Below are 26,443 nucleotides of genomic sequence, written 5' to 3'. Positions count from 1 at the left end.
GTTTGTGCTTCGCCTGATTATTTCGTTACAATAGTAAACAAGACTATTAATTCTCAAAAAAAAGATAGAGTGATGAGGTGAAGCACATTGAAAAAAAGGCAGCTCGGGAAATCGAATTTATTCGTAAGCGAAATCGGGTTGGGCTGTATGTCACTAGGCACCGATGCAAAAGCAGCCAGAACCATTATTGACGCAGCACTTGAGGAAGGCATTAACTATTTTGATACCGCCGATTTATATGATTTTGGCAACAACGAACAAATTGTCGGCAACTCTTTAAAGAATGTTCGCGAACAAGTGATTATTGCCACGAAAGCAGGCAATCGTTGGAATGAAGCGAAAGACGGGTGGAGCTGGGATCCTTCAAAAGCTTACATAAAAGAAGCGGTCAAAGCAAGCTTAAAACGGCTTGGCACCGATTACATTGACTTATACCAGTTGCACGGCGGTACGATGGAAGACCCGATTGATGAAACGATTGAAGCCTTTGAAGAATTAACAGAAGAAGGATACATTCGTTTTTATGGGATTTCCTCGATTCGTCCGGCTGTGATTCGCGAATACGCGGAGAAATCAAAGATTGTTTCCGTCATGATGCAGTTCAGCATGCTTGACCGCAGGCCGGAAGAAGAAGCACTGCCATTATTGGCGGAAAAGCAAATCAGCGTTGTGACACGGGGCTCGCTCGCAAAAGGGCTTTTAAGTGACCAGATGCTTGAAAAAGCGTCCGCTTCCGTTAAAAAAGACGGTTATCTGGATTACAGCTATCACGAACTTACACAGGTCTTGTCTGCGCTTAAGGAGAAGCTCGCCAAAAACCGGTCTCTTGCTGAAATAGCTTTTCATTATAATCTCAGCTTTCCAGCGGTTGCTTCGATCGTCGCCGGCGCAAGCTCGGTACAGCAAGTCAGGGAAAATGTCAAAGCGATCAACAGCAGTCCGCTAACAGAGGAAGAAATATCTTTAATCCGGAGCCTTACAAAAGCCTCTCAATATTAAGAAAGTCCAGCCTTGAAGGCTGGACATTTTTTCTAGTCGGTGATATTACCCATTACTGGGAATTTACAAAGTCTTTGCGGCAGTGCGGTCATTTATACTTTTTCCAATCTAAATCGCTCTCCTGCAGGAGCTCGTCAAACGATTTATTTTTCTCTTTTAATCTTCTTTCTTCCCTTTTTCGTTCCGCTTCTTCTTCCTGCTTTCTTATTTCTTCTGATTTTAACTCTTTTTGTTTTGCTTTTAGCTTTTCCATTAAATCTTGATTAAGCATATCCCCCAATGTGACAGCTTTATCTTCTTTTTGTCTTGATGCCTGTTTCACTGATTTCTTTCTCATTCGAATCCCTCGCTTGACAATGTTAGCTGTATTATATCATCTTAAAAGAAAGTTAAATAGAAGTTGGCTTTCTGCAAACGATAGTAAACGCCGGAGCAAGAGCTGCCGGCGTGGCCTATATTAAAATGCTTCCATTATCACTGTATCATCGATGATTAACTTAGGCTCTGTGGAACTAGTGACATCCTCAATGGTAAACCCTTTTGCGATCTCAACCAGCTTCAATCCGGAATCGGTGACGTCGATAACAGCTCTTTCAGTAATGATCCGGTCGACGACTCCCTTGCCTGTGAGCGGCAGACTGCACTGCTTCAATATTTTCGCCTCCCCGTTTTTGTTCGCATGGTCCATAATGACGATGATCTTTTGCGCGCCATGGACAAGATCCATTGCTCCGCCCATCCCTTTGATCATTTTTCCGGGAATCATCCAGTTGGCGAGATCACCATTTTCGGATACTTCCATTCCGCCAAGAATCGCAATGTTGATATGGCCGCCGCGGATCATCGCAAAGGATTCGGCACTGTCAAAATAGGCGGCTCCCGGTATCGCCGTTACCGTTTCTTTTCCGGCATTAATTAAGTCGGGATCCACTTCACTCTCGGCCGGATAAGGACCGATTCCAAGCAGGCCATTTTCCGATTGAAGGACGACCTGTTTATGATCTGAAATATAATTGGCTACCAAAGTCGGCATTCCGATCCCAAGGTTCACATAAAAACCGTCTTCAATTTCTTGTTCTGCCCTTCTGGCAATCTTTTCGCGAACAGCCGCTTTATCTTTGCTCATGAAAACCTCTCCTTCATCGGTTCTATTTTTTTACAGTCAGTCTCTCGATTCGCTTTTCCTGCTTCCCTTCAATCAATGTTTGGACGTACACGCTTGGTGTATGAATCGTATTCGGATCCAATTCACCGACGTCAACCAATGCTTCGACTTCTGCAATCGTCACTTTTCCTGCCGCCGCAATCATCGGATTAAAATTCCGGGCCGTTTTCTCGTACACGAGATTTCCGATCCGGTCACCTTTCGCGGCGCGGACAAGGCTGAAGTCCGCCGTCAATGATTCTTCCAATAAATATTCTTTTCCACTAAAAACCTTCGTTTCCTTCCCATCCGCAATCGGCGTACCGACCCCGGCTGGCGTATAAAAAGCGGGGATGCCTGCTCCACCGGCGCGAATTTTTTCCGCCAGTGTCCCTTGTGGAATCAGTTCGACCTCGATTTCCCCGGACAATACTTGTCTTTCGAACTCTTTATTTTCACCAACATAGGATCCTATCATTTTCTTAATCTGTTTATTTTGCAAAAGCAGCCCAAGGCCCCAATCATCGACACCGCAATTATTGGAAATAACCGTTAAATCGTTAACACCTTTATCAACAAGGGCAAGGATCAGGTTTTCAGGAATTCCGCATAACCCGAAACCACCTACCATTAATGTTGCACCGTCATAAATATCGGCGATGGCTTCCTCAAAGGATTCAGATATTTTTTTCATCGTTACTCTCCTTTCATTTGAAACACCTTAGTTAAAAGTACGATGGCTATACTAATTCAACTACGGATGCGACGCCTTGTCCTCCACCAATACAAAGGGTGGCCAGACCTTTTCTTGCATTCCGTCTTTTCATTTCGTGAATAAGCGTAACAAGGATTCTTGCTCCACTTGCCCCAATTGGGTGCCCAAGTGCAATTGCCCCGCCATTTACGTTTAAAATATCCTTGTTAAAGTGCAGTTCCCTGCCCACCGCAAGTGACTGGGCGGCAAAAGCTTCATTTGCTTCAATCAGTTCAAGCTCTTCCATCGAAACAGCCGCTTTCTCAAGCGCTTTTTTCACGGCAGAAACCGGGCCAATTCCCATGATGCTTGGATCAACCCCTGCGCTTGCATTTCCCTTTAGGACAACAAGCGGCGTTAAGCCAAGTTCCTCCGCTTTGTTGCGGCTCATCACAACAAGAACCGCTGCACCGTCATTAATACCTGATGCGTTGCCTGCCGTGACACTGCCGTCCTTTTTAAAAGCGGGGCGAAGACCGGCAAGCTTCTCGGCTGTCGTACCTTTTTTTGGATATTCATCTGTATCGAAAACAATCGGATCGCCTTTTCGCTGCGGAATTTTAACCGGGATAATTTCATCTGCAAACCTTCCAGCCTCAATTGCTTTTGCTGCTTTCTCCTGGCTCCATGCGGCAAACTGATCCTGCTCAGCGCGCGTGAGCCCAAATTGCGCACAAAGGTTTTCAGCGGTCACGCCCATATGATAGTCGTTGAAGGCGCACCATAAGCCATCGGAAATCATGCTGTCGACTAGCTTCTGGTCACCCATCTTGAACCCGTCCCGCGCATTCTTTAGCAAATATGGAGCCTGGCTCATATTTTCCATTCCGCCAGCGACGATAATGTCAGCATCACCTGCGATAATTGCCTGGGCGGCAAGATGGATAGCTTTCAACCCTGAACCGCACACTTTATTGATTGTAAGTGCCGACACAGTCTCAGGAAGACCTGCTTTTAAGGCCGACTGCCTTGCCGGATTTTGCCCAAGGCCGGCCTGAAGGACATTGCCCATAATCACCTCATCGACCTGGTTCGGGCTGACGCCTGCTTTCTCAAGTGCCCCCTTTATCGCAATCGCACCAAGCTCTGGAGCTGACACATCTTTTAGGCTGCCATTAAAACTGCCAATCGCAGTTCTGACAGCGCTTACAATTACTGCTTCAGTTTTTGCCATTTTTATCGTCCTTTCCATCGGTATTCACTCTTTTATATTTCGAGTGAAATAAAAAAATTCCTTTTATTTTGTCAAAATTTCTATAATTCTTGCTTTTTAAAAAATAATCCCATTACAATTGAGTTGAATGAATTTCATTCGTTTTCGGTTTGGCTTATTACATTGTGAAATTTACTCAGTTGAATTTGCAATACAGTGTTCACCTGAGAAAATGTTGGAGGGAAAACATGGCTATTCTTTCACCTGAAAAAGTAACGATTATTGAGGTTGGTCCGAGAGATGGGCTTCAGAACGAAAAATCATTTGTACCAACCGAAATAAAAAAACAATTCATATCTGCTTTAAAACAGGCAGGCATCAGCGAAATGGAGATTACCTCTTTTGTTTCGCCGAAATGGGTACCGCAAATGAGCGATGCTGCTGAAATTGCAGCGGACTGTCTTGAAGGTGGGGAACGAAATATTGTGCTAACTCCAAATGCGAAGGGGGTGGAACGGGCCCGAATGGTGAACTGCCGTGCAGTGGCCGTTTTTGTTGGGGTCAGCAACACGTTCAACCAAAAAAATATTAACAAAACAACCGCGGACAGCATGGCCGAATTAACCCCGATCATCAAGCAGCTCAGAGCGGATGAATTTTTTGTACGCGCTTGTATTTCAACCTCGTTTTATTGCCCTTACGAAGGGAAAATTGCCGAAGAAGACACCGTCAATCTCTGCCGGCAATTTGCGCTTGCAGGCGTTGATGAGCTCAGTGTCGCCGACACGATTGGAATGGCGGCTCCACATGAATCATTTTCGCTGTTCTCGACGCTGAAAAACGAATTGCCGAACATTCTTTTAACAGCCCATTTTCACGACACACGGAAAATGGCGCTCACCAATATTTATGCAGCATTGCAGGCCGGCGTTGACCGGTTTGATACATCGGCCGGCGGGTTGGGCGGCTGCCCGTTTGCTCCCGGTGCCGCCGGAAATGCCGCAACCGAAGATGTTGTCTACATGCTTGAACGAATGGGAATTAACACAGGAGTCCAGTTGCCAGATTTAATTAAGGCAATCGATATTGTCCGTCCCCACCTATCCCGCCCAATTGACAGCACCTACTACCGGCTAAATGCACAAACGGTTTAAAAAAACGGATCCGACCATATACAAACGGGAGACAAGGCCGAGACCCGGTTTTGTCTTTTTTGTCTTACAGACGTTTTTTATGTTTTAAAATTCCGGCTGATGATAAAATAAAGAAGAAAAAAATTGTGAAGGGGATAGTCTTTTGAGAAGGTTGTTCCGTTTTTTGTTATCCTTTTTAGTGCTCCTGTCTTCTCTTGGAGTGTATTTTACGAACCGGCTTATGTACATGAAAAAGAAGGATGACGATTTTATTTTAAATCGTGAAAAAGAAGCGGGCCGCCTCAACCAGCTGGAATTCGAGCAACTGCCGAAACGGGAAGCAACGATCGATTCCCCTTTTGGCTATGTTTTGAAGACGGTTTTAGTGGAACCTTATCAGTCGAACCGCTATATCATTATTTGCCATGGAGTAACCGAGAATAAAACCAATTCAATTAAATACATGAACCTATTTTTAAAACGCGGATTTAACGCAGTGATTTATGATCATCGCCGCCACGGGGAATCAGGCGGCAAGACAACAAGCTATGGCCATTATGAAAAATACGATTTGAAAGCAGTCGTCAACTGGCTGAAAAAAGAAAAAGGAGCCGATCTTCAGCTTGGAATCCATGGAGAGTCAATGGGGGCGGCAACCATGCTTCTATACGCAGGCATGCTCGAGGATGGAGCTGATTTTTATATCGCCGACTGTCCTTTTTCTGACTTTAAGGACCAGCTTGCATACCAGTTAAAAGCGGAAATGAAACTGCCTGCAAAGCTGCTTTTGCCTGTAGCGGACCTGTTTTTACGTGTCCGGGACAAATACTCGATCCGCGATGTTTCCCCTATTTCCGTAATCGAAAATATTAAAAAGCCGGTTTTATTTATTCATAGCGCGAAGGACGATTTCATCCTGCCGACCATGACTGAAGCTTTGTTTGAACAGAAAAAAGGGCCGAAAAAGCTGTTTTTAGCTGTTAACGGCCGTCACGCACAGTCACTCAATGAAAACGCCGAAGAATATGAAAAAGCCATCGATGAATTTCTTGAAGACCATGTTCATTTCCGGCAGGCTGAACCAGGCCAGCCTGTTTCATTATAATAACTGTGCGCACACCCCGCTGGTTGTCGGCGGGGTTACGTATTTACCTGGTTTACTCATTTATATGATGCTATTAAAAAGCAAGTTTTGCTGTGGGGTTAGCTTATTCCCGAATTTGTCCCGATCCATAAATGAAAAATTTGCTTGATGTTAGCGCGTTTAATCCCATTGGCCCTCTTGCATGGAGCTTTTGGGTGCTGATACCGATTTCTGCACCATACCCAAACTCAAATCCGTCTGTAAAACGGGTTGACGCATTATGATAGACTGCTGCGGCATCGACCTTGTTCAAGAAGATGGAGGCATTCAGTTCATTATCGGTAATAATCGCTTCCGAGTGCTGTGATCCGTACTTGTTTATATGTTCGATTGCTTCATCAAGGTGTTTCACGACCTTAATGCTCACCGATAAAGCCAGATATTCTGTATACCATTCCTCTTCTGTTGCAGTGTTTGCCGCTTTAAACGCACGGCAAATTGTTTCATCTCCGTAAATTTCAACTCCATTTTCATGAAGCACTTCGAGCAACTTTACTCCATAACGATCAAACCATTGTTCATGAATTAATATTGTTTCAATGGCATTGCAAACTGACGGACGCTGCGTTTTTGCGTTTAAAACGATGCGTACGGCCATGTCCTCTTCAGCACTGTCATCAATAAACACATGGCAATTGCCGGCGCCGGTTTCCAAAATTGGCACAGTCGCCTCCCGTTTGACGGTTTCAATTAGATGCTTACCGCCTCGCGGGATCAATACATCCAAATATTGATCCAGGTGAAAGAGTGCTTGCGCTGTTTCCCTGCTTGTATCTTCGATAAGTTGGACTGCATCAAGCGGAATAGCGCTTTTTTCCAGTGCCCGATGGATCGACTGAACAATTGCCATATTTGAAAATTTTGCGGACGAACTTCCTCTTAAAATGACCGCATTCCCAGTCTTTAAGCAAAGTGTTGCCGCATCGATGGTCACATTCGGCCTGGCTTCATAAATCATGCCGATCACGCCAAGTGGAACACGGTTTTTTTTAATGAACAGGCCGTTTTCTTTTTGTATCGTTTCGATCGTCTCTCCGATCGGATCGTGAAGTGAAATCAACTGTCTGATTGCATGAGCCATATCGTCAATGCGTTTCTCATTGAGCATGATTCGATCAAGGATTGCCTCTGAAATCCCTTTTTGTTTGCCTTCCTGTAAATCCTTTTGATTCTCTGCGAGAATTTCCGCCTGATCCTTTAATAATTGCCCGGCAATCATCTCCAATGCCTCATTCTTTGCCATCGTTGAGATTCCTGCTAATGAATAGCTCGCTAATTTAGCCGCCTGACCTTTTTTCTGTACCTCGTTCACGGTAATCCCTCCAGTCTATGCTCTAACCCATTTGTTGCGATGAATGACCTCCACGGATGTTTTCAATGGTTGTTTTTTTCTTTCTTCGCTGCGTTTTCCGATTAATCGTTGGAGATCCTCTGAAGAACAAGTGACTTCCCCTTTGCCCAACAAACCATTTATTCCGAACACTTCAACGACATCTCCTTTTTGAAATCGTCCGTTTACTTCAAAAACGCCAGCTGGCAATAAGCTCCCACCGTTAAATAAGATTGCTTCCTCCGCCCCTTTATCGATGAAGATTCTTCCCGCGACTTCTGAGTGATAGGCAATCCATTGTCGTCTGGTATTTATCGATCCGAGGGCGCGGTTGAAAATATATGTCCCATCTCCATGACCTTCGAGAATTTCGAGCAATTTTTCAGTTCCTGATCCCTTTCCAATAAACACGGGAACGCCAAGGGAAAGGGCTGTTTTGGCGGCAATCAGCTTAGATCTCATTCCGCCTGTTCCCACCTTTGACCCCGACGCTTGCGCAGCGGCTAACATTTCGTCTGTGATTTTGTCAATAATATCCATTTTCTTGGCGGACCGGTTCACTCTTGGATCAGAGTCGTATAGTCCATTGATATCTGTCAAAATGATGAGTTGATCAGCATGAACAAGGCCGCTAACCAGAGCCGAAAGCATATCATTATCACCAAAAGTTAATTCCTCTACAGACACGGTGTCATTTTCATTAATAATCGGTATAATCCTTCGCTCTAAAAGTTCCATGATCGTCGCATAAGCGTTTTTATAACGCTCCCGATTAGAAAAGTCATTTCTTGTCAAAAGAATCTGGGCAGGGATCATATTCAATTCCGTAAATTTTTCAATGTACGATTTGATGAGAAGACTTTGGCCAACGGCCGCGGCCGCTTGCTTTCCTTTTAACGTGATTGGTCTCGATGAATAGCCAAGTTTCACAAAGCCGGCCGCCACGGCTCCCGATGACACTAATAAAACTTCATGTCCGTCTTTTCGCAGAGATGCTACTGCGTGTATGTGATCAACTAATTTTTGTTGATCAATTTCGCCTTTTTCATTTGTTAAAGAACTGCTGCCGATTTTAACCACAACGCGTTTCTTTTTCATTTACAATTTCTCCTAAATCGTTATTCTCAGCTATGAGGGAGTGAGAGGCCGCCAGATCCTGGTAGTGAGCGGGCACCTGGACAATCCAACATAAAAAAGCCCATTCATCCTGTCTATAAGGACGAAAGGGCTTGCTCCCGTGGTACCACCTTTATTGGACATGTCAAACACGTCCCACTCTGCCTTTTAACGCAAGGATACGCCTCTGATTTAGCAGAGGACTGAGGAGGCAGGTTCTGCGGCTTTCCATGGCGAAATCTTCCAGCTTATAAATCTCGCTCTCTGGCACTTCAAGACACGCATACTAATCTTCCGTTAACGTTCAGTGATTTTTTTAAGAATTATGACAAGGAATAGGGAATTTGTCAAGCTGCAGTTACTATTTTCTCAGCTTCTTGTTTTGTCAAAAAAGCTCATTCTTCCATTTAAAATCTGGCCTGGACTTTTTAATTGAAAAGTATTGGACGCTTCGGAAAAATCGATTTTCATTTGCTCATCCAAAAAAACGGTCTTTGATTTTTCAACATAAACGCTGCCGTTGTTTGTTGCGATTTCCTGATCATCTTCATCAAGCTCGTTTACCAGCCAGAGGGCAGTGACACCGTTCATCACGCAGCCAGTTCCTTTTGTATCATACTTCAGCTTCAAATAGCCCGGCCTGTTCGCTGTCTTCTCAGAAATTTTGTTCGCTGCTGCTTCTGTTATCGTGATTTCCATCATAAGCTCCCCTCTCGTCTGAATACCCCTATTTTAACACATATCTTTGATTATTTTGTTCGCCAGCACTTGCTTTCCTGCGCTTTCTGGTTATTATTAAAGATAAATTGGTAAAGGAGTGGGATGATGGAAAAAGTACAAATTAAGGTGCTGGACAACGGCTCTCTTCGGGTCACTGGTGACGTTGAGCTGATTGATATGGAAGGAAATAAGTTTCCGACAAAGCCGACCTTTTCATTATGCCGCTGCGGGCTGTCCGAAAATAAGCCTTTCTGTGACGGCTCCCATAAAGGCAAGTTTTCCTCCTCCGTTCGCGCCGAAAAAGTGCTGGATGATAACGAATAAGGTGGTGGGCGGCTCTCTGTCGGGGAACCGCCTATTTTTATTTTCCGCTGACAAACTGCCGGCTGCGGCTCAATCATCCGTAAATTGAACGTCGACAATATCAGCAAGCTGCAGGCGGTGAAATGTGTCAACACGATCAACTATATGCAGCTTCCGCGTCATTTCATCCCAATAATGAATCGTTCCAATCACGAGCTCATGGCGGCGGTCCCGGTAATGCGTAATCGTGACCGTCTTCCGAAATTCCATCGCCTCGGCGATCGTTTCATTCATAAGCTCAAGCTGCTGTTCATCGGGCTCGCCCTTCTTCTCAAATGTATCTTGCTCTGCCCATCCGTGCAGCAGCTTGACGTGTTCAGGAAGCATCATGGACGTCCATTTTATTTTTCCACGGTCTCGAATCATCGTCTCTCCCCCCTGTCTCTCTATCCTTTATGACCGCCGACAAGCTGTGCGCGTTGCCTTGCTGTGCCGCCAGCCGTATACGAAACAGCCCGAAGCAGTGCCACTGGACCGTAACGGTTGCGAATTCTGTCAACAACATAGCCCAAATCACGCTTTTTCCCTTTGTCAGCATTAAATAAACTGAGCTGCAGATGATCGTCATCAACCATATTCCCAAGTGAGATCGAAATTTGCCGGACTGTTTTCCCTTCATAATGTTCATCGAAAAGCTCAAGGCAGACCCGGTAAAGTTGCATCGTCACATTTGTCGGCTCCTTCATCGTCCTCGAGCGGTAAAAGCCGCCGCCAAATTCATCCTCGCTGTAGCCGGCACCGAAACTGACCGTTCTCCCGGCCTTTTTTTCATCACGCGCTCGTTTTGCAACCTCCTCGCACATTTCTAATATCACACTTTTAATCTCATCCTCCTCTTTATAATCGCGGAGCAGAATCTGGCTTTTCCCATAGCTAAGCTGCCCTTCCATAATCGGGGCGCCAATATCGGAAAAATCGATTCCCCAGGCATGATAATAAAGCTGGTTCCCGATAATCCCAAACTTTTTTTCAAGCTTTTTCAAATCATAGCGGGCCAGTTGCCCGACCGTAAAAATCCCCATCCCATTGAGATTTTTCTGCATCCGTCTGCCGATACCCCACATTTTGCTTAATGGAGACACCGTCCAAAGCTTTTCCGGTACGTCATCATACGTCCACTCCGCAATTCCGTTTGTTTTCGCTTCAAGATCGAGGCAAAGCTTTGCCATCAGCATGTTCGGTCCAATCCCAACCGCACAGGTAAGCTGAAATTCGCGTTCAATATCATCTCTTATTTTTCTGGCAATTGTCGTTGCATCGCCAAAGATGTTGGTCACTCCATCTACCTGGATAAAACTTTCATCGACACTGTACGTATGAATCGATTCTTTCGGAACGTAGCGGTGAAATACGCGGGTAATTTCGGTGGAAATGCGCATATATGTAGCCATCTGTGGTTCGACGAGAATAATGCGCGGATCATTCGGAATTTCAAACAGCCGCGAACCGGTTTTTACACCGAACTCCTTTTTTAAACGCGGTGAAGCAGCGAGCACGATACTGCCGGGGTTTTCCAAATGGCTGATGACCGCCAAATAACAATTAAGCGGATCAAGGCCTTGCATGACAGCAGAACAGCTTGCATAAAAGCTTTTCATGTCAATGCATAAAATCTGTTTGTGCGGCATCTCGTTGTAATTGACCATGAACGCTCCTCCATTTTCTATAATTACAGAACGTTTGTTCCATTTCATTGTACCCATTATATTAAGCGAATAGACGTTCTTATTCAATGGAAATTTTACGACGAATTTCTTGAAATCGACTTTCGTGCCAGCCTGATTCTTTTTTGGAAAAGCGTTATAATCAATTCGAGGTGTAACGACATGGATAAAAAATTTATTTTTAAAATGATTCAAAATTGCTTGCGGCAATACCAGCATGAGCTGCCGCTGAGTGAAGAGGATTACGATAATTTATATCAAAAAATTGTCGGGCAAAAACAGGAGGAAGCAGACGTAGATCTGCATGATATTGTGAATGATGTCGTTTATGAGTATTTAACCGGTTAAATTTCGCATGCCAAAACGGCATAAACGAGTAACTAAAAAAGCCGATGCGCAATGCATCAGCCAGATTATTTTACATCGATCGCCTTGATTATTTTAGCGGGATTGCCGCCTGCCACCGTGTTTTCCGGCACATCTTTTACCACAACAGCTCCGGCTGCAATAACAGCGTTGTCACCGATAGTCACCCCGGGAGCAATAACCGCCCGTCCGCCAATCCAGACATTGCTGCCAATTGTAACAGGCTTTCCGTATTCAGTCCCGGCGATGCGCTCGTATGGATCGAGTGGATGGGTTGCCGTGTAAATATGGACGCCAGGCGCCATAAAACAATTTTCGCCGATCCGAACCTCGCACACATCCAATATGACGCAATCAAAATTGGCATAAAAATTTTCACCGACATGAATATTGTAGCCGTAATCACAGCGAAAAAATGGTTCAACGAAGAGATTTTCCCCAGTAGATCCAAACAGTTCCTTTAAGATCGACGTTCTCTTATCATACTCTGTTTCCAAAGTTTCGTTGTATAGACGGGTAAGCTTTCGGGCGTATTCGCGGTCTTTCACAAGCACAGGATCGGACGCAACATACAGCTCGCCGTTCAGCATTTTTTCCTTTTCAGATCTCATTTCATCACCTCGCACAGCTGTTGTAAAAACGATAGGGCTATTTCTGGTTAAAAGCTCTCTTGCCAAGGCGCTCAAACAGCCTCGGGAACAACGCGTAAACAACACTGCCGGCATTCATCCAGCGCGGCAGGTTAATCTCACGGGTCGGCGTCAGCATTCTATTCACGATTTTCTCTGCGACGTCCTTAGGATCAAGCATGAAACGCCGAATATTTTTTACATATGTACCTTTTTGGTCAGCAATATTAAAAAAATTGGTTGCGATCGGTCCTGGATTAACCGCTGTAACGTAGATATTTGAATCAGCCGCTTCCATCCTCAGGCTGTTTGTATAGCCGAGTACCGCATGCTTCGTAGCCGAATATATGCTGGACTTCGGTGTCGCTATTTTCCCCGCCTGTGAAGCAATGTTGATAATATGACCGGACGCTTGCGCGCGCATCACGGGCAGGACCATGCTCGTACACGCCATCAGCCCGACAACATTGACATTAAACATTCCTTTTATCTCGTCGATCGTTGCCTCATGCGCTTCACGAAAAACCCCGAAGCCGGCATTATTTACTAAAATATCGACACGGCCGAGCTGGCCGATGACCTTTTGAAAAACGGTCTCGACCTCATCGGTTTTCGACACATCAAGCTGATATATGTAGATATCGATAGCGAAGCGGCCATCGAGTTCCGTCTTTAATGCTTCCAGCTTATCAAGGCTGCGAGCCATCAAAACAAGATTTGCGCCGCGTTCCGCACAGAGGCGGGCAATTTCCGCACCAATCCCACCGGAAGCACCGGTTATAATAACATTTTTTCCTGTCAGCAAATCTGCCGCCAAATCGTTCACCTCATCATGCCTTGTAAAGATAGGCTTTATTGTCTTTCATCATATCAATCTCTCCCAATGACCGTAAATAGTCAAGCTGGGCGACCGTTTCGGAAATGGTTAATGTCAATTCCCGCTCATAAACAGCAGGAAAAAGCCGCTGGCAAATTTCGAACACAGTCAACGGCGCAGCCTCCAGCCAGCTTTTCACCAGCATCGCCCGCTCATGCTGCTTGGCCAGCCTCTTTTCGACAAGCTCCGCTACGTTCCTAATCTCAGGGCCGTGTCCGGCGTACATGCACTGAATCGGGTAGTTGAGCAATTTTTTGATCGAAGCATTGTATTGAAGCTGAGGCGCCGGCCGTTCCGTTTCACCGGGCAGCGGTGGCTCGAGCAGTGGATTTGGTGAAATTGTTGCCAGCAGCAAATCACCGCCAATCGCAACGCCGTCTGTCTCACGCCAAAGAGCAATATGGCTTTGGGCATGGCCAGGTGTGTTCAACACTTTCCAATCGTCCAGTCCCGGCGGCGTGTCCCCCTCTGTTATGGTACCAGTCAAGGAACGATTACAAGAAAATTTCAGCGTCTTTTTCATTGCTTCAATGTATGGGAAAAATCTCTCCGGAATCGCAAACTCGACAAAAAGCCGATGGAAGAACTCTTTATGCTCCTCAAAAAAAGTGTCCGTACGGTTCAGCCATCTTTCATTCAACGGGTGGCCATATACCTCGAGTGACGGTGGAAAAAAATCGAGCAATCCGACATGATCGGGATGGTGGTGGGTCAAAATAACTTGTTCAATGTCTCGCGGAGTCAGTTTTAACTCCTTCAGCTGGCTTTTAAAGCTTTCCCAGGCCGCTTCTGTTTTCGGCCCGACATCAATGAGGGTCAACCTTTCCCCTTTAATTAAAAAAATGTTTACATCCCCTACCGGAAAAGGGGTAAGCAGTGTAAGCACGGCAATGCCATTGTTCCATTCAATCATCTTTCAAACTCCTCAGTTATGATATTCACATAAAAATCTGTCTTTGATATATGCAATAAAAAAAGAGCGCATACATGTTTGTTCGCCACATCTAGTTTAGCGCTCTTTTTGAAAATTGTCATTATTTTCGCATAATTTTTTAACTGAGCAATTTCACAGTGTAATAAGCTAAACCGAAAAACGAATGAAGTTTCCCCCCATAAACAAATACTCCAGATGCTCCGGCTTTTCACGAACTAAATCCGCCAATAATTTCATATTAACAAATATGAAGGGAACAATATACGAAAGATACAATGCTTTTTTCATGCGCAATCACGATCCTAAACAAACGCCATTTAAAATAAGTATTTTAACAAATCTGATATATGCCCCTTGACAAACAAGCTTGTTACGTTGCATAATCACTTATAAATTTTATTACTTAAACGAGCAATGATTAAGGCCAGTAAATGGAAAACGGCGAAAGAGAGTGAAGCTCAGCGGCTGAAAGGCTTCACCGCCCTCTTGACTATTGAAACCTACCTTATGAGCTGTTAGGGAAAACCTAGACGCATTCCGGCGTTAGCGGAATTGAGCTGCACCTTTTTTGAACGGATCATCGTTGTTGAAAAAGGTGAATGAAGGTGGTACCACGGAAGCTAGACCTTTCGTCCTTTTTGGATGAAGGGTCTTTTTTGTATTTATTTTAGTAAAAAGGAGGACGCCGAAAATGAAAAAGCTTGTATTCATTGGAGCAGGCTCGATGGCTGAGGCGATGATTTCCGGCATTGTTGAAAAAGGGTTGCTGGAAAAGGAAAAAATTCGGGTCACAAACAGAAGCGATCAAAAAAAGCTCGAGCAGCTGCAACAGCGATACGGCGTCAGCATATCCGGGAGCGGGGCGGAATTGTTTGACGATGCCGATGCCGTAATTTTAGCGGTGAAACCAAAGGATGCGGCCAACGCCATTTCAGCGATCAGGCCATTTTTAACAGAAAAAACGCTGATCATTTCCGTGCTTGCCGGAGTTTCGATAGAAAGCATTGAAAAGCTGGCAGGAAAAGAGCTGGCCGTTGTCCGGGCGATGCCGAATACGTCTGCTGCGATCGGAAAATCAGCAACCGCTCTCGCTGTCAATAACCGGGTTTCCTTGAAGCAGAAGAAAATGGCCGAAACGATCTTCAATACAATCGGCTTAACCGCGGCCGTTGCCGAAAACCAGCTTGATGCCGTGACCGGCCTTTCCGGCAGTGGTCCTGCCTATATTTATTACCTCGTTGAAGCAATGGAAAAAAGCGCAGCTGAAATCGGCCTTGAGAAAGGCTTGGCGAAAGAGCTGATTATCCAGACCTTGCTCGGGGCAGCAGGAATGCTGGATAGCACCAACAAAGCGCCAAAGCAGCTCAGACAGGATGTCACGAGCCCGGGCGGAACAACCGAGGCCGGCATAAAAGTATTGGAAGCACACGGGGTTCAGGATGCTTTTATCTCATGCATTAAAGAGGCAACCGCGCAATCGAAAAAACTTGGCAGCATGCTTAGCAGCGAGATCAATTCTGTGAAGCAACACGTGTAAATGTATCAAGCCTTCACGAAATACCGGTTTAGCGTTTTGTGGCAAAACGCCTGAGCCGGTTTTTTTCATTTTTGAAAAACGGACTGGTATAATGTAGATATTTACATAAACGAAATAAGGGAGGGCTTTACATATGGAAAGAAAATTATTTTCTCCGTATACAGTTAAAGATGTTACCTTTAAAAATCGTATTGTGATGTCACCAATGTGCATGTATTCGTGTTTTGATGAAGATGGCCTGGTCACGAATTGGCATCGCACCCATTATACGAGCCGGGCCGTTGGACAAGTAGGTTTGATTATTTTAGAAGCGACCGCTGTAACGGCGCAAGGAAGGATTACCCCGCAGGATCTCGGGATATGGAATGACGACCATATTGCAGGGCTGACAGAATTAACCGGCCTTATCAAGGAACATGGCGCAAAGGCAGGGATCCAGATTGCCCATGCCGGACGGAAGGCAACGGTTGATGGTGAAATTATTGCCCCTTCAGCACTCCCGTTTAATGAGAAGTCAAAAACGCCAAAAGAAATGACGAAGGATGAAATCGCCGAGACTATTGAAGCATTCAGGTTGGGAGCTGAACGGGCTAAAACAGCGGGCTTTGATGTCATTGAAATTCATGGTGCCCACGGCTACTTAATCAATGAATTTTTGTCGCCGCTTTCCAATCAGCGCACTGATGAATATGGCGGAAGCGCTGAAAATCGTTACCGCTTCCTGCGCGAGGTCATTGATGCAGTAAAAACTGTCTGGGATGGCCCGTTGTTTGTGCGCGTTTCGGCCAGTGACTATCATCCAGAAGGGTTAAATGTTGAGGATTATGTAACTTTTAGCACATGGATGAAAGAACAGGGAATTGATCTTATTGACGTTAGCTCCGGTGCACTAGTGCCCGCCAAAATCAACGCATTCTCGGGGTATCAAGTGCCATTTGCGGACAAAATTAAACATGAAGCGGATATTCCAACCGGTGCCGTAGGCCTGATCACGACCGGAATTCAGGCAGAAGAAATTTTGCAGAACAACCGGGCTGATCTGATCATTCTGGCCCGCGCGCTGCTCCGCGATCCTTATTGGCCGAGAACGGCAGCAAAAGAGCTTGGTGTTGACATCGAAGCACCGAAGCAATATGAACGCGGCTGGTCGTTATAGTTATCAATCAGTTTGCTTTTAATCAGCTGTTGGGTATAATAAAATTAGAAAACAACATATATTAAAAAAGACCGATGGTGCTGGTAACACCAAACGGTCATACAATAGACGGTTCCCTCAAAGGGGTCGGCTGTTAAGCGGAGTAATCCACCCGAGCTAGCGACTCAAGGGTGGATTATTTTTTTGGGTCGTGTGACAGTTCGCGACGATCAAGCCTGCAAAAGTTAATGCAAACATCAACGCTTCGAATACCGTCACCAGCACCACCCCCTTTCTGTATGGGGATAAGTGCCGACCACCCTTGAGAAATCTATTCTATTGCTCTTTTATGATTGCATGTTCGATTTTGAATCTTCTTTATGATTTATCCAAGATACATCGTATCTATCTCTGTCTCAATGATTTTGCCGTTCAATTTTTTCACATTATACCCTTTTGCATTCGGTCTTGAACTGACAACCTGTTTCAGTTCCTCTCCTACAAAATGAAAAGCCACTCCATCATCGGCAGCAATTCCGTTCGAGATGACGCCGTCACGCAATACCCGATGGAATCCCGGCCGTCTCTGTTCTTCGCCGTCATAATGGGGACAACAGCTGCCTTTTAAAAACCCCAAACAATGAAGTTCAGATAGCCCGTCTCCGTAAGAATCGGTCACACCCTGCTCGAACCAGCAAATGGCGCCTGCACTAACGCCGGCAAGGATAATCCCTTGTTCCCAGGCTGTGCGCAAATAATGATCCAACCCCCATTCTTTCCATAGAACAAGCAAATTCTTTGTGTTGCCGCCGCCGACATAGATGATGTCTTTTTCAAGAATATAATTCTCCAAATCCCTGGTTGGTGGAGAAAATAACGATAGATGTGAAGGACGGCAATCCAAAGTTTCAAAAGCCTGATAAAATCGTGATATGTAGTTATCAGCATCTCCACTGGCCGTTGGCACGAAACAGACAGAAGGTGTTTGCTTCCCCGACTGCTTTAATACATATTCATCGAGCAGAAGATTTTCCGGTTCCATTGAAAAACCGCCGCCGCCCATTGCAATAATCTGTTTCATAGAAATCCCCCATTCGATTATCATTTTCAGCATAAAAATCCTATGTTATTGCAGGCAGCCTTCCAATTTCCTTCTTAATCAGCCTCATTAGTGAAGTAACACTTCACATAATATTATTCTCCAAGCAATTATACTTAAATTATGTTTCCCATATCCGAGTAACCACATTATTTCCACCTGAAATACACACTTCAAAGACATCCGGATTGGTCATTCCCAGCCAGTGCTCATACCCAAAATTTTGGTCAAAGTACCGCAGCAATAATGTCGATAAATTGCCGTGACTGACTAAAACGATATTTTTCGCCTCTGAACCGATCGCTTCTCCCAAAATCGAAGCAGCCCGCTTGATTCCTGATGCCTGCGATTCTCCGCCTTCAAAAACAAGTTCAAAATCAGCGAAGCTTTGCTTCACCTTGTCGAACCAATCCGGATAATATTGTGAGCTTAATACTCGTTCACCAAGGCGGCTGTCCTCGACAATTTGCAGTCCTTTTAAATCGGCCAGTGGCCTAATAGTCGATATTGCCCTGGTAAATGGGCTTGAATAGATTAGATCAATCTGCCTATCTGCAAACAAGCGAGCCAGTGCAGCAGCCTGTCTGACTCCGATTTCGGTCAGGGGGGAATCGAACGGCTGTCCCGCAGCCTGCGCATGCCGAACAATATAGATCGTCTTCATCAAAAATGCCCTCGCGTCATCGGAATTGAAATTTCCATAAAATCCACAGCAATCTCGGTATCTTTAAACAGTTCCTGCGCTTCCTTTTCGAGCTCTTTCCATGCAGGACGGTCATATCTTGAGCTAATATGGGTGATGATCAGTTTGCTGGCATTTGCCTTTAAAGCGACCTGTGCAGCCTGATGGGTTGTCGAATGGAAGTAATCAAAGGCCATCTTCTCTTCGTCCTTTGATAAAGTTGCTTCATGCACAAGCAGGTCAGCTTCTCTGGCAAGCTCAACAGCGTTATTGCATACTCTTGTATCACCAAGGATCGTCACGATCCGGCCTTTCTTTGGCGGATCCAAAAACTCGGCCGCATGAATCACCGTTCCATCTTCAAGCACAACATCTTCACCGTTTTTTATTTTTTTATAAAGAGGACCAGGTTTTAATCCAGCTTCATCAAGCTTTTCGGCGAGCAGTGTGCCGGGCCGGTCCTTTTCAACAACGCGGTACCCGAAGGAAGGAATCCCATGGTCAAGCAGCCTCGCTTCAACAGTAAACTGGTCGTCCTCAAATACAATCCCCTCGTCGATTTCGACGATCTTTAGCGGGTATCTCAAATGCGAATGGCTGATTGACAAGCTCATCACGATATAATCTTTCAACCCTTTCGGCCCGTACAGAGTCACTTCCGATTCGCCAGCCTGGAAAGACCTGCTGGACAGTAATCCGGGAAGCCCGTATATGTGGTCACCGTGAAGGTGGGTAATAAAAATTTTTTCAATTCGCCGCGGTTTAATGGAAGTATGTAGAATTTGATGCTGGGTTGCTTCACCACAATCAAACAGCCAGATCGCTCCCCGCTCTTCCAATAGCTTCAAAGCTATTGCCGTAACATTGCGCATCCTGGCCGGAACACCCGCGCCTGTGCCCAGAAAAAATACATCCATCAGATCACTCCTTTCTATACAAGCTGCGTCCTGCAGCCCCGTGGTTACCAACGCCAATCATTTAATAGTACTTTCGCTCCTGCTATCCATAAATTTACTATACGCTATGCTTTCTGCTACATCAACATTCTTAATAGTTTCCGTTTATAAGTCAATTAAGTTAGGGCAACATAAACACTTTCATAAGCAGATTCGTTGAAAAAATAACGCCGTTCATAATACTCTAAAGCTAACGTTAATAATCTTTAACATATACAGCGTTTCGTGTGGATAGCATCACATTATTGGAATAGAATAACTATAGCGCTAATAATTTGCTAAATGGTATAGAAACCGATAAAATTTTATACTTGTATAGGTCAATGTTTCAAAAATGAATATGTACATAAATTTTTCAGGTAAAGAGAGGTCCTTAAATCGTGAAACAGAACGAAAAACCAACTGCGCTAATCATGTTATTTGGTGCGACAGGAGATTTAGCAAAACGGAAGTTATTTCCGTCTTTATATAATCTTTATAAAAAAGGTAAGCTGGAACGATTCGCCGTCATTGGCGTTGCACGACGTCCTCTTACGAATGAAGAATTTCAAAAAAGCGTTGCTGACTCGCTGCAGGTATCGAGCGACAGCAGCGAAAATCTTGACGACTTCACGTCCCGCTTTTACTACCATTCTCACGACGTGACCGATTCAAGCTCCTATCAAGTATTAAAAAACATGGCAGGAGAATTGGATCAGCATTATTCGCTGGAAGGAAATCGAATTTTTTATCTGGCAATGGCTCCTGAATTTTTCGGCACAATTGCCGAGCATTTAAAGCATGATGGGTTGACCGATGTTCCCGGCTTTAAACGGCTTGTCATTGAAAAGCCGTTTGGGCACGATCTTGAGTCCGCGAAAGAGCTGAACAGCCGGATTCGGACCGCCTTTAATGAGGACGAGGTTTACCGGATCGATCATTATCTCGGCAAGGAAATGGTGCAAAACATTGAAGTGATTCGCTTTGCCAACGCAATTTTCGAACCGCTTTGGAATAACCGCTTCATTTCCAACATTCAAGTCACTTCGAGTGAGACGCTCGGTGTCGAAGAACGGGGACGTTATTACGAAAAGAGCGGCGCACTGCGCGATATGGTGCAAAACCATATGCTGCAAATGGTTGCCTTGCTCGCGATGGAACCGCCGATCCGCTTAACGACAGATGAAATTCGCTCAGAGAAAGTCAAGGTGTTGCGGGCGCTACGTCCTTTAGAAGGGCAAGAGGTGAACAACGCGTTTGTCCGCGGCCAGTACGGCGCAGGCCAGATAAATAGCACACCAGTCCCTGCTTACCGGCAGGAGCAGATGGTCGACGAGAACTCAAATACAGAAACATTCGTGGCCGGAAAACTGTTGATCGATAATTTCCGCTGGGCCGGTGTTCCAATCTATATTCGGACAGGTAAACGGATGAAAGCAAAATCAACAAAGATTGTCATTCAATTCCAGGATGTGCCGATGAATTTATATTATCAAACGGAACAAACATTAAATCCGAACCTGCTTGTTATTCACATTCAGCCTGAAGAAGGTATCACCCTGCATTTAAACGCGAAAAAGTCAGGGAAGAACACCGAGGCGACCCAGGTCAAATTAAATTTCGCCAATAAGGACATTGACGGAATCAACACACCTGAAGCCTACGAAAAACTTCTTTATGATTGCATGCGTGGAGATGCGACAAATTTTACGCATTGGGATGAGGTTGCCCTATCCTGGAATTTTGTTGATAAAATCTCTGACGTATGGGAAAGCACAAAGGAACAAAACTTCCCGAATTACGAATCTGGGTCGATGGGTCCCGATGCAGCAGATGAACTGCTTGCAAAAGATGGATTTTTCTGGTGGCCAGTTACAGATTTAGAAGTAGAAAATTGTTAAAAATACCCCCTGTCGATTTTTTGGCAGGGGGTATTTTATATCCCGATTCCTCTAAATTCTTATGAAAACAAGCCTTTAATGCTGTCGATCAATTCTTTAAAGAAATTTGAAACAGATTGGAGAAAGCCTTCATTACCAACAGCTTCATCAATCCTTTTCTGAATGTCACTCGTTAAATCCTCAAGCTGGTTTCGGACATTGTCAAAATTTATATTCAAAGCGCGCATTCTTTCAAACAGATCAATCAAAAGCTGCCTGTCTTCCGGACTTAAATTGATTTCAAGCGCCTTAAGCTTGTCATCAACAATTTGCTCGATTTCTTCTTTTGTCGCCGGATTTTGTTCAGCAATTTCCTTCTTGATCTCCGTCAGCAACTCACTCACCTTGTCTTGATCAAGCCCTTCCTTTTTTGCCAGATCGGTAGCCAGATTTAATTCATCATTGGCAACCTCCGTGCGCTCCTGATCCAGTGGAGCACCCTCTCCCTGATCGTAAGCTTTATAAATGCCGACTAAGGCAGAATGGCCGCTCACCTTCACCGGTGAAGCAACATCAACAACGGCGTCTTCAACACCTGCGGTTAACAAAGCATTTGAATACATTTCATCGGTTACTTCGGTAATGTTCTCCGGCGTCACCTGATTGATCACGAGGCCTTCGCCAGCATCTTTTCGTGTTATTTTAGCTGAGGAATACATATTTGAATGGGGATCACCTTTTATATAATGGACCAGATCCTCTCCGGTCACGGTGATTTCCTCCACTTTGCTCGGATCCGTCACTTCAAGTAACTCACGGACTTTATCTTTTTGTGCTTCTGATAAGGCTTCGCCGTAGACGACAATCGGCAGGCCGAATTTTTCGTTAATGCTCTCTTCTTCTTTCCCGCTGTCTGCAAAGGCGGTTCCGTTTATAGTAAACATCAATGATAATACCACAAACATCGCAAACCATTTTAAAGATCGTCTCAACATGGATTGTTCTCCTTTTCTTTTTAAAAGAATTCTATTGTTATTGACTGTTTTTATCGGGGAAAAGTTTCATTTTTAATCAAAATGATCATTTCAGACCTATTATCCTTTCGCAACATTTCACGATAACCGTATACCCTGCTCCCGGCAATTGAAACCGCTGCTTGGCATTGGGCTTGTGTCAATACGTTATTGGCTGTCAGGTTGGGCATAAAATTATTATGTCTGGTGCTGCGGGTAGAAAAAAACAGTGCTCCCCATATAGGTGCACTGTTTTTGTTTTATTCCATCCACTCAGTGTGAAAAATTCCTTCTTTGTCGATTCGTTGGTACGTATGGGCACCGAAGTAATCGCGTTGCGCTTGAAGCAGGTTCGCCGGGAGCGTCTCAGTGCGATAGCTGTCATAATAGGAAAGAGCAGCTGCGAATGACGGTACCGGAATTCCGTTTTGGACGGCCGACCCGATTATTTCACGCAATGCCTTTTGGTAGCTTTCAACAATCTCCTTAAAGTAAGGATCAAGCAGCAGGTTTTTCAGGCCTGGATCACGGTCATACGCTTCTTTGATTTTTTGCAGGAACTGGGCACGAATGATACATCCGCCTCGGAAAATCATCGCGATTTCACCGTACTGGAGGTCCCAACCGTATTCTTCGGAAGCAGCCCGCATTTGCGCAAAACCTTGGGCGTAAGAACAGATTTTGCTCATGTACAATGCCTTGCGAACTGATTCAATAAACGCTTGTCTGTCACCGGTAAAAGCTTGAACCTCTGGTCCGCTTAAAATTTTGCTTGCATGAACACGTTCTTCCTTCATAGCTGAAATGAAGCGGGCAAACACGGACTCAGTAATAATTGGCAGCGGCACGCCCAAATCGAGCGCGCTTTGGCTCGTCCATTTTCCTGTTCCCTTTTGTCCCGCTGTATCAAGAATCACATCAACGAGCGGTTTTCCTGTTTCTTCATCCACTTTTGTGAAGATGTCCGCGGTAATTTCGATTAAGTAGCTGTCAAGCTCACCCTTATTCCAGTCGGCAAACACTTCATGCAGTTCCCCTGCGCTTAAGCCAAGCACATTTTTTAACAGGAAGTACGATTCGGAAATTAGCTGCATATCGCCATATTCGATTCCGTTGTGAACCATTTTCACGTAATGGCCGGCACCATCGGGACCAATGTAAGTCGTACAAGGCTCACCGTTTACCTTAGCGGAAATGTCTTTAAATATAGGTGCAACGAGATCATAGGCTTCCTTCTGGCCGCCTGGCATGATGGAAGGACCCTTCAGCGCGCCTTCTTCACCGCCGGAGACACCAGTTCCGATAAAATGGATGCCGAGCTCGCTCAACTCCTTATTGCGGCGTTGTGTATCAACAAAGAATGTATTTCCGCCATCGATGACAATGTCGCCTTTGTCGAGGAGCGGCTTTAATTGCTCAATCGTAGCGTCTGTTGGTCCACCCGCTTTGACCATAAGTAAAATTTTGCGGGGAATCTCAAGAGATTGAACGAATTCTTCCATAGAGTATGTACCAATAATGTTTTTTCCCTGTGTTTCCTCAAGCATCTCGTCCGTTTTTTCACGGGAGCGGTTATAAACAGAGACTGTATAGCCCCTGCTCTCGATATTCATGGCGAGGTTTTTTCCCATTACCGCCAAACCGATGACGCCGATTTGTTGTTTTGTCATGTAAAAAACGTCCCTTCTAAACCTAAAAATGTATTCAACCACACATTAACTGCCAGTATCTGCAGCAATGGATCATATAGAATAACCCACTTAACTTTAGCAAGTTTCAAATTGAGATGCAACTAAACAACCCTGTTATCCTTAATTTAAACGTTTACAGGCGAATTCATCCAGAGCGGCTGATGCTTTATTCATTTTTTTTATCTTGCTCACTCGGAAATGTATGCAAAAAATCTTTGTTGAAGCTTGTATCTGTGCCAATTTTCGGATTCTGTCCGTCCTTGTCCGCCAGTGACCCTGCATGTTCGATGATATGTTTGCCATATTTCTCCCTCAGCTTTTCAACCGTTTGCAGCAGGGGCTCCTTTTTAGCGTCTTCTTCAAACGAAAATAGATCAAGCTGTTTGATTGCCTGTCCTTTTTCCTGAAGATCTGTCCCGGTGACTCCCAACAGCCTGACCGGGTCACCGTTCCAATGCTTTAAAAAAAGCTGTCCGGCCGCAGAATGTATTTCCTCTTTGCGGCTGATCGGGTTGTCGAGCTTTCTGCTTCTCGTAATGGTTTTTCTGTCCTTATAGCGGATTGTCACTGCAATGTTTGCCGCGACAACCTGCTTTCTCTTCAGCCTGATTGCCACCTTTTCGGACAGGCCTTCAAGAACATGAAGAAGAGCCTGCTGATTGGCGACATCCTTTGGAAGGGTCGTCGAATTGCCGACGCTTTTAAAATCGGACACAGATTCAGGGTCAACGGGCCTGCGGTCTTCGCCGTTCGCGCGTTCTTTCAGCCTCGCTCCATTAATCCCGAGGTGCTTCTTCAAAGGAATCAGATCTGCGGCCGCGAGATCGCCAATTGTGTGAATTCCAATTGCAGCTAATTTTTCAGCCGTCTTTTTACCGATCCCATACATCTCCCCGACAGGCAGCGGCCAGAGAATTTTTGGTACATCGCGCTTTCTTAGGATTGTAATCCCCATTGGTTTTTTCATATCGGATGCCATTTTGGCAAGAAATTTATTCGGAGCAATCCCGATGCTGCAGGGCAGGTCAAGCTGCTCATAAATCCTGTTTTGGATCGTTTCGGCTATTAGAAGCGGTTCGCCAAGTTCATGGCTTTCCGTGATATCCATATACCCTTCATCGATTGAAACCGGCTCGACGAGGTCGGAAAATTGCCGCAGGATCTCGAACATTCCAATTGAAGCGGCCCGATATCTTTCAAAATTCGGCTTTTTGACAATCAGCTGTGGACAAAGCTTGCGGGCTTCCCATAAAGTCATCGTTGTTTTAACGCCGAATTTCCTTGCCTCATAGCTGCAGGTTACAATAATGCCGCGCCGTTCTTCAACATTGCCGGCAATCGCAAGCGGCTTCCCCTTCAAAGATGGATCATATGCCATCTCGACAGAAGCATAGAAACTGTTCATATCTACGTGCAAAATGACTCGGCCCTTTTTTGGATACATCTCTTTCATGCCGGCACTTCCCTGATTTTCGGATTCTGTCTTTATTTTACCAGAAATCATTCACAAACACACGTTCTTGACCAGCGCTTTTTAGGCCAATTAAAAAAAACAGCCCAATCGAAGAGCTGTTTCCTGTTTGAAAATTAATTTGTTTGTGCCTGACCCTGCATATGTTCTCGAATCTCTTTGATCCCTTCAAGCGACTGGACTAGAATGGATGGATCGATAATCGTGATAAGACGCTGATCCAGATTGGCTACACCGGTGAAGTAATTTGTCTTTTGATAGGCGATTAAGCCGATCTGCTTTAGAGCATCGGACGGGATATCGAGAATTTCTTTCGCATCTTTCACAAGTACGCCAAGCGCCAGATCATCTGTTTGCAGGACGATTAATCTTGTTTGCTCAGTGATCTCCAAACTGCGCTTATATAAAATGTTTTCAAAGTCGATGACAGGTATTAATTCTCCTCTTACCTTAACAATCCCGTTTACATATTCCGGAAGGTGGGGAATCGGCGTTGCCCCCTCCATTTTTTCGATGGAGATAACATTTTCGATTGGGATCGCATAATCTTCACTTCCCACCTGAAAAACAACCACTTTTTTTATTTCACTCACGTTCATTCCCCCTATTATATAAACACACCAATATTTACCTACCTTTTATATTACAAATTACCTAGGTCATTTGTCTATAGT

General features: G+C 44.9%; 27 protein-coding genes. 8 read left to right on the top strand and 19 right to left on the bottom strand.

What is annotated here, in order from left to right:
• Window positions 1–87: 87 nt before the first annotated feature.
• On the top strand, window positions 88–999 hold the full coding sequence (locus CU635_RS03240) for an aldo/keto reductase (RefSeq protein WP_101575727.1): 912 nt from the start codon (window positions 88–90) through the stop codon (window positions 997–999).
• A gap of 88 nt (window positions 1,000–1,087) precedes the next feature.
• Here the strand turns inward: CU635_RS03240 and CU635_RS03235 are convergent, their stop codons facing one another.
• The 4 genes from CU635_RS03235 to CU635_RS03220 all read right to left on the bottom strand — a co-directional run bounded on the left by CU635_RS03235 (window position 1,088) and on the right by CU635_RS03220 (window position 4,071).
• Window positions 1,088–1,336 carry a YqkE family protein gene (locus tag CU635_RS03235; protein ID WP_101575726.1) on the bottom strand — a complete coding sequence of 83 codons (249 nt, stop codon included), beginning with the start codon at window positions 1,334–1,336 and terminating at the stop codon, window positions 1,088–1,090.
• A 120-nt stretch (window positions 1,337–1,456) separates the two neighbouring features.
• A complete protein-coding gene (locus CU635_RS03230; RefSeq protein ID WP_101575725.1) occupies window positions 1,457–2,125 on the bottom strand; it encodes a CoA transferase subunit B in 669 nt (222 codons plus the stop codon).
• A gap of 22 nt (window positions 2,126–2,147) precedes the next feature.
• Window positions 2,148–2,837 (bottom strand): CoA transferase subunit A, encoded by a 690-nt coding sequence (locus CU635_RS03225; protein ID WP_101575724.1) that lies wholly within the window; start codon window positions 2,835–2,837, stop codon window positions 2,148–2,150.
• A 46-nt stretch (window positions 2,838–2,883) separates the two neighbouring features.
• The gene (locus tag CU635_RS03220) at window positions 2,884–4,071 is read right to left on the bottom strand and encodes an acetyl-CoA C-acetyltransferase (protein WP_101575827.1); all 1,188 of its coding nucleotides are present in this window, start codon (window positions 4,069–4,071) and stop codon (window positions 2,884–2,886) included.
• 227 nt (window positions 4,072–4,298) lie between these two features.
• Here CU635_RS03220 and CU635_RS03215 point away from each other — a divergent pair, with 227 nt between their 5' ends.
• Together CU635_RS03215 and CU635_RS03210 are read left to right on the top strand one after the other, a co-directional pair.
• Complete coding sequence (locus CU635_RS03215; RefSeq protein ID WP_101575723.1) at window positions 4,299–5,204, top strand: hydroxymethylglutaryl-CoA lyase; 906 nt, start codon at window positions 4,299–4,301, stop codon at window positions 5,202–5,204.
• A 142-nt stretch (window positions 5,205–5,346) separates the two neighbouring features.
• A complete protein-coding gene (locus CU635_RS03210) occupies window positions 5,347–6,288 on the top strand; it encodes an alpha/beta hydrolase (protein ID WP_101575722.1) in 942 nt (313 codons plus the stop codon).
• Window positions 6,289–6,391: 103 nt separating this feature from the next.
• On the opposite strand, the gene CU635_RS03205 is transcribed toward CU635_RS03210, so the two are convergent.
• The 3 genes from CU635_RS03205 to CU635_RS03195 form a co-directional block, all read right to left on the bottom strand.
• Complete coding sequence (locus CU635_RS03205) at window positions 6,392–7,639, bottom strand: glutamate-5-semialdehyde dehydrogenase (RefSeq protein ID WP_101575721.1); 1,248 nt, start codon at window positions 7,637–7,639, stop codon at window positions 6,392–6,394.
• Window positions 7,640–7,654: 15 nt separating this feature from the next.
• Window positions 7,655–8,755, bottom strand: coding sequence for a glutamate 5-kinase (proB, locus tag CU635_RS03200; protein ID WP_101575720.1), 1,101 nt, complete (start codon window positions 8,753–8,755; stop codon window positions 7,655–7,657).
• A gap of 387 nt (window positions 8,756–9,142) precedes the next feature.
• Window positions 9,143–9,472: an iron-sulfur cluster biosynthesis family protein gene (locus tag CU635_RS03195; RefSeq protein ID WP_101575719.1), complete on the bottom strand. Its 330-nt coding sequence runs from the start codon at window positions 9,470–9,472 to the stop codon at window positions 9,143–9,145.
• A gap of 126 nt (window positions 9,473–9,598) precedes the next feature.
• Between CU635_RS03195 and CU635_RS03190 the strand changes: the two genes are divergently transcribed.
• The gene (locus CU635_RS03190; RefSeq protein ID WP_101575718.1) at window positions 9,599–9,817 is read left to right on the top strand and encodes a CDGSH iron-sulfur domain-containing protein; all 219 of its coding nucleotides are present in this window, start codon (window positions 9,599–9,601) and stop codon (window positions 9,815–9,817) included.
• 69 nt (window positions 9,818–9,886) lie between these two features.
• On the opposite strand, the gene CU635_RS03185 is transcribed toward CU635_RS03190, so the two are convergent.
• Both CU635_RS03185 and CU635_RS03180 read right to left on the bottom strand, forming a co-directional pair.
• Window positions 9,887–10,222, bottom strand: a complete 336-nt coding sequence (locus tag CU635_RS03185; RefSeq protein WP_101575717.1) for a YolD-like family protein — start codon at window positions 10,220–10,222, stop codon at window positions 9,887–9,889.
• Between the two features lie 20 nt (window positions 10,223–10,242).
• Entirely contained in the window at window positions 10,243–11,502 is a 1,260-nt protein-coding gene (locus tag CU635_RS03180; protein WP_101575716.1) for a Y-family DNA polymerase, read from the bottom strand.
• 180 nt (window positions 11,503–11,682) lie between these two features.
• Between CU635_RS03180 and CU635_RS03175 the strand changes: the two genes are divergently transcribed.
• Window positions 11,683–11,868: a YqzH family protein gene (locus CU635_RS03175; protein ID WP_101575715.1), complete on the top strand. Its 186-nt coding sequence runs from the start codon at window positions 11,683–11,685 to the stop codon at window positions 11,866–11,868.
• A gap of 65 nt (window positions 11,869–11,933) precedes the next feature.
• Here CU635_RS03175 and CU635_RS03170 read toward each other — a convergent pair whose 3' ends face one another.
• From CU635_RS03170 to CU635_RS03160, 3 genes are read right to left on the bottom strand one after another with little or no spacing between them, the layout of a single operon-like run.
• Window positions 11,934–12,497: a maltose acetyltransferase domain-containing protein gene (locus CU635_RS03170; protein WP_101575714.1), complete on the bottom strand. Its 564-nt coding sequence runs from the start codon at window positions 12,495–12,497 to the stop codon at window positions 11,934–11,936.
• A 37-nt stretch (window positions 12,498–12,534) separates the two neighbouring features.
• Window positions 12,535–13,332 carry an SDR family NAD(P)-dependent oxidoreductase gene (locus CU635_RS03165; RefSeq protein WP_101575713.1) on the bottom strand — a complete coding sequence of 266 codons (798 nt, stop codon included), beginning with the start codon at window positions 13,330–13,332 and terminating at the stop codon, window positions 12,535–12,537.
• A gap of 13 nt (window positions 13,333–13,345) precedes the next feature.
• Window positions 13,346–14,305, bottom strand: coding sequence for an MBL fold metallo-hydrolase (locus tag CU635_RS03160; RefSeq protein WP_101575712.1), 960 nt, complete (start codon window positions 14,303–14,305; stop codon window positions 13,346–13,348).
• Window positions 14,306–15,017: 712 nt separating this feature from the next.
• On the opposite strand from CU635_RS03160, the gene proC reads away from it, so the two are divergent.
• Together proC and namA are read left to right on the top strand one after the other, a co-directional pair.
• The gene (gene proC / locus CU635_RS03150) at window positions 15,018–15,863 is read left to right on the top strand and encodes a pyrroline-5-carboxylate reductase (protein ID WP_101575710.1); all 846 of its coding nucleotides are present in this window, start codon (window positions 15,018–15,020) and stop codon (window positions 15,861–15,863) included.
• A 133-nt stretch (window positions 15,864–15,996) separates the two neighbouring features.
• Window positions 15,997–17,019 carry an NADPH dehydrogenase NamA gene (gene namA, locus CU635_RS03145; RefSeq protein ID WP_101575709.1) on the top strand — a complete coding sequence of 341 codons (1,023 nt, stop codon included), beginning with the start codon at window positions 15,997–15,999 and terminating at the stop codon, window positions 17,017–17,019.
• 364 nt (window positions 17,020–17,383) lie between these two features.
• Here the strand turns inward: namA and CU635_RS03140 are convergent, their stop codons facing one another.
• From CU635_RS03140 to rnz, 3 genes are all read right to left on the bottom strand, one after another.
• Window positions 17,384–18,079, bottom strand: a complete 696-nt coding sequence (locus CU635_RS03140; protein ID WP_101575708.1) for a Type 1 glutamine amidotransferase-like domain-containing protein — start codon at window positions 18,077–18,079, stop codon at window positions 17,384–17,386.
• A 139-nt stretch (window positions 18,080–18,218) separates the two neighbouring features.
• Window positions 18,219–18,761, bottom strand: coding sequence for a histidine phosphatase family protein (locus CU635_RS03135; protein WP_101575707.1), 543 nt, complete (start codon window positions 18,759–18,761; stop codon window positions 18,219–18,221).
• Window positions 18,761–19,696, bottom strand: coding sequence for a ribonuclease Z (rnz, locus tag CU635_RS03130; protein WP_101575706.1), 936 nt, complete (start codon window positions 19,694–19,696; stop codon window positions 18,761–18,763). Before rnz ends, CU635_RS03135 begins: the two co-directional genes overlap by 1 nt.
• A 419-nt stretch (window positions 19,697–20,115) precedes the next feature.
• Between rnz and zwf the strand changes: the two genes are divergently transcribed.
• Entirely contained in the window at window positions 20,116–21,615 is a 1,500-nt protein-coding gene (zwf, locus tag CU635_RS03125; RefSeq protein WP_101575705.1) for a glucose-6-phosphate dehydrogenase, read from the top strand.
• A gap of 59 nt (window positions 21,616–21,674) precedes the next feature.
• On the opposite strand, the gene CU635_RS03120 is transcribed toward zwf, so the two are convergent.
• The 4 genes from CU635_RS03120 to CU635_RS03105 all read right to left on the bottom strand — a co-directional run bounded on the left by CU635_RS03120 (window position 21,675) and on the right by CU635_RS03105 (window position 26,362).
• Window positions 21,675–22,589, bottom strand: coding sequence for a DUF1002 domain-containing protein (locus CU635_RS03120; RefSeq protein WP_101575704.1), 915 nt, complete (start codon window positions 22,587–22,589; stop codon window positions 21,675–21,677).
• A 278-nt stretch (window positions 22,590–22,867) separates the two neighbouring features.
• Complete coding sequence (gndA, locus tag CU635_RS03115) at window positions 22,868–24,277, bottom strand: NADP-dependent phosphogluconate dehydrogenase (RefSeq protein WP_101575703.1); 1,410 nt, start codon at window positions 24,275–24,277, stop codon at window positions 22,868–22,870.
• 187 nt (window positions 24,278–24,464) lie between these two features.
• Window positions 24,465–25,751 (bottom strand): DNA polymerase IV, encoded by a 1,287-nt coding sequence (locus CU635_RS03110; protein WP_101575826.1) that lies wholly within the window; start codon window positions 25,749–25,751, stop codon window positions 24,465–24,467.
• Window positions 25,752–25,885: 134 nt separating this feature from the next.
• Window positions 25,886–26,362: a chemotaxis protein CheW gene (locus tag CU635_RS03105; RefSeq protein WP_101575702.1), complete on the bottom strand. Its 477-nt coding sequence runs from the start codon at window positions 26,360–26,362 to the stop codon at window positions 25,886–25,888.
• Window positions 26,363–26,443: the final 81 nt, after the last annotated feature.

The sequence above is a fragment of the Bacillus canaveralius genome (assembly GCF_002860125.1).
Lineage (GTDB): Bacteria > Bacillota > Bacilli > Bacillales > Cytobacillaceae > Bacillus_BJ > Bacillus_BJ canaveralius.
The sequence above is the reverse complement of the archived record's forward strand: the minus strand, read 5'-3'. Positions and strand labels throughout refer to the sequence as shown.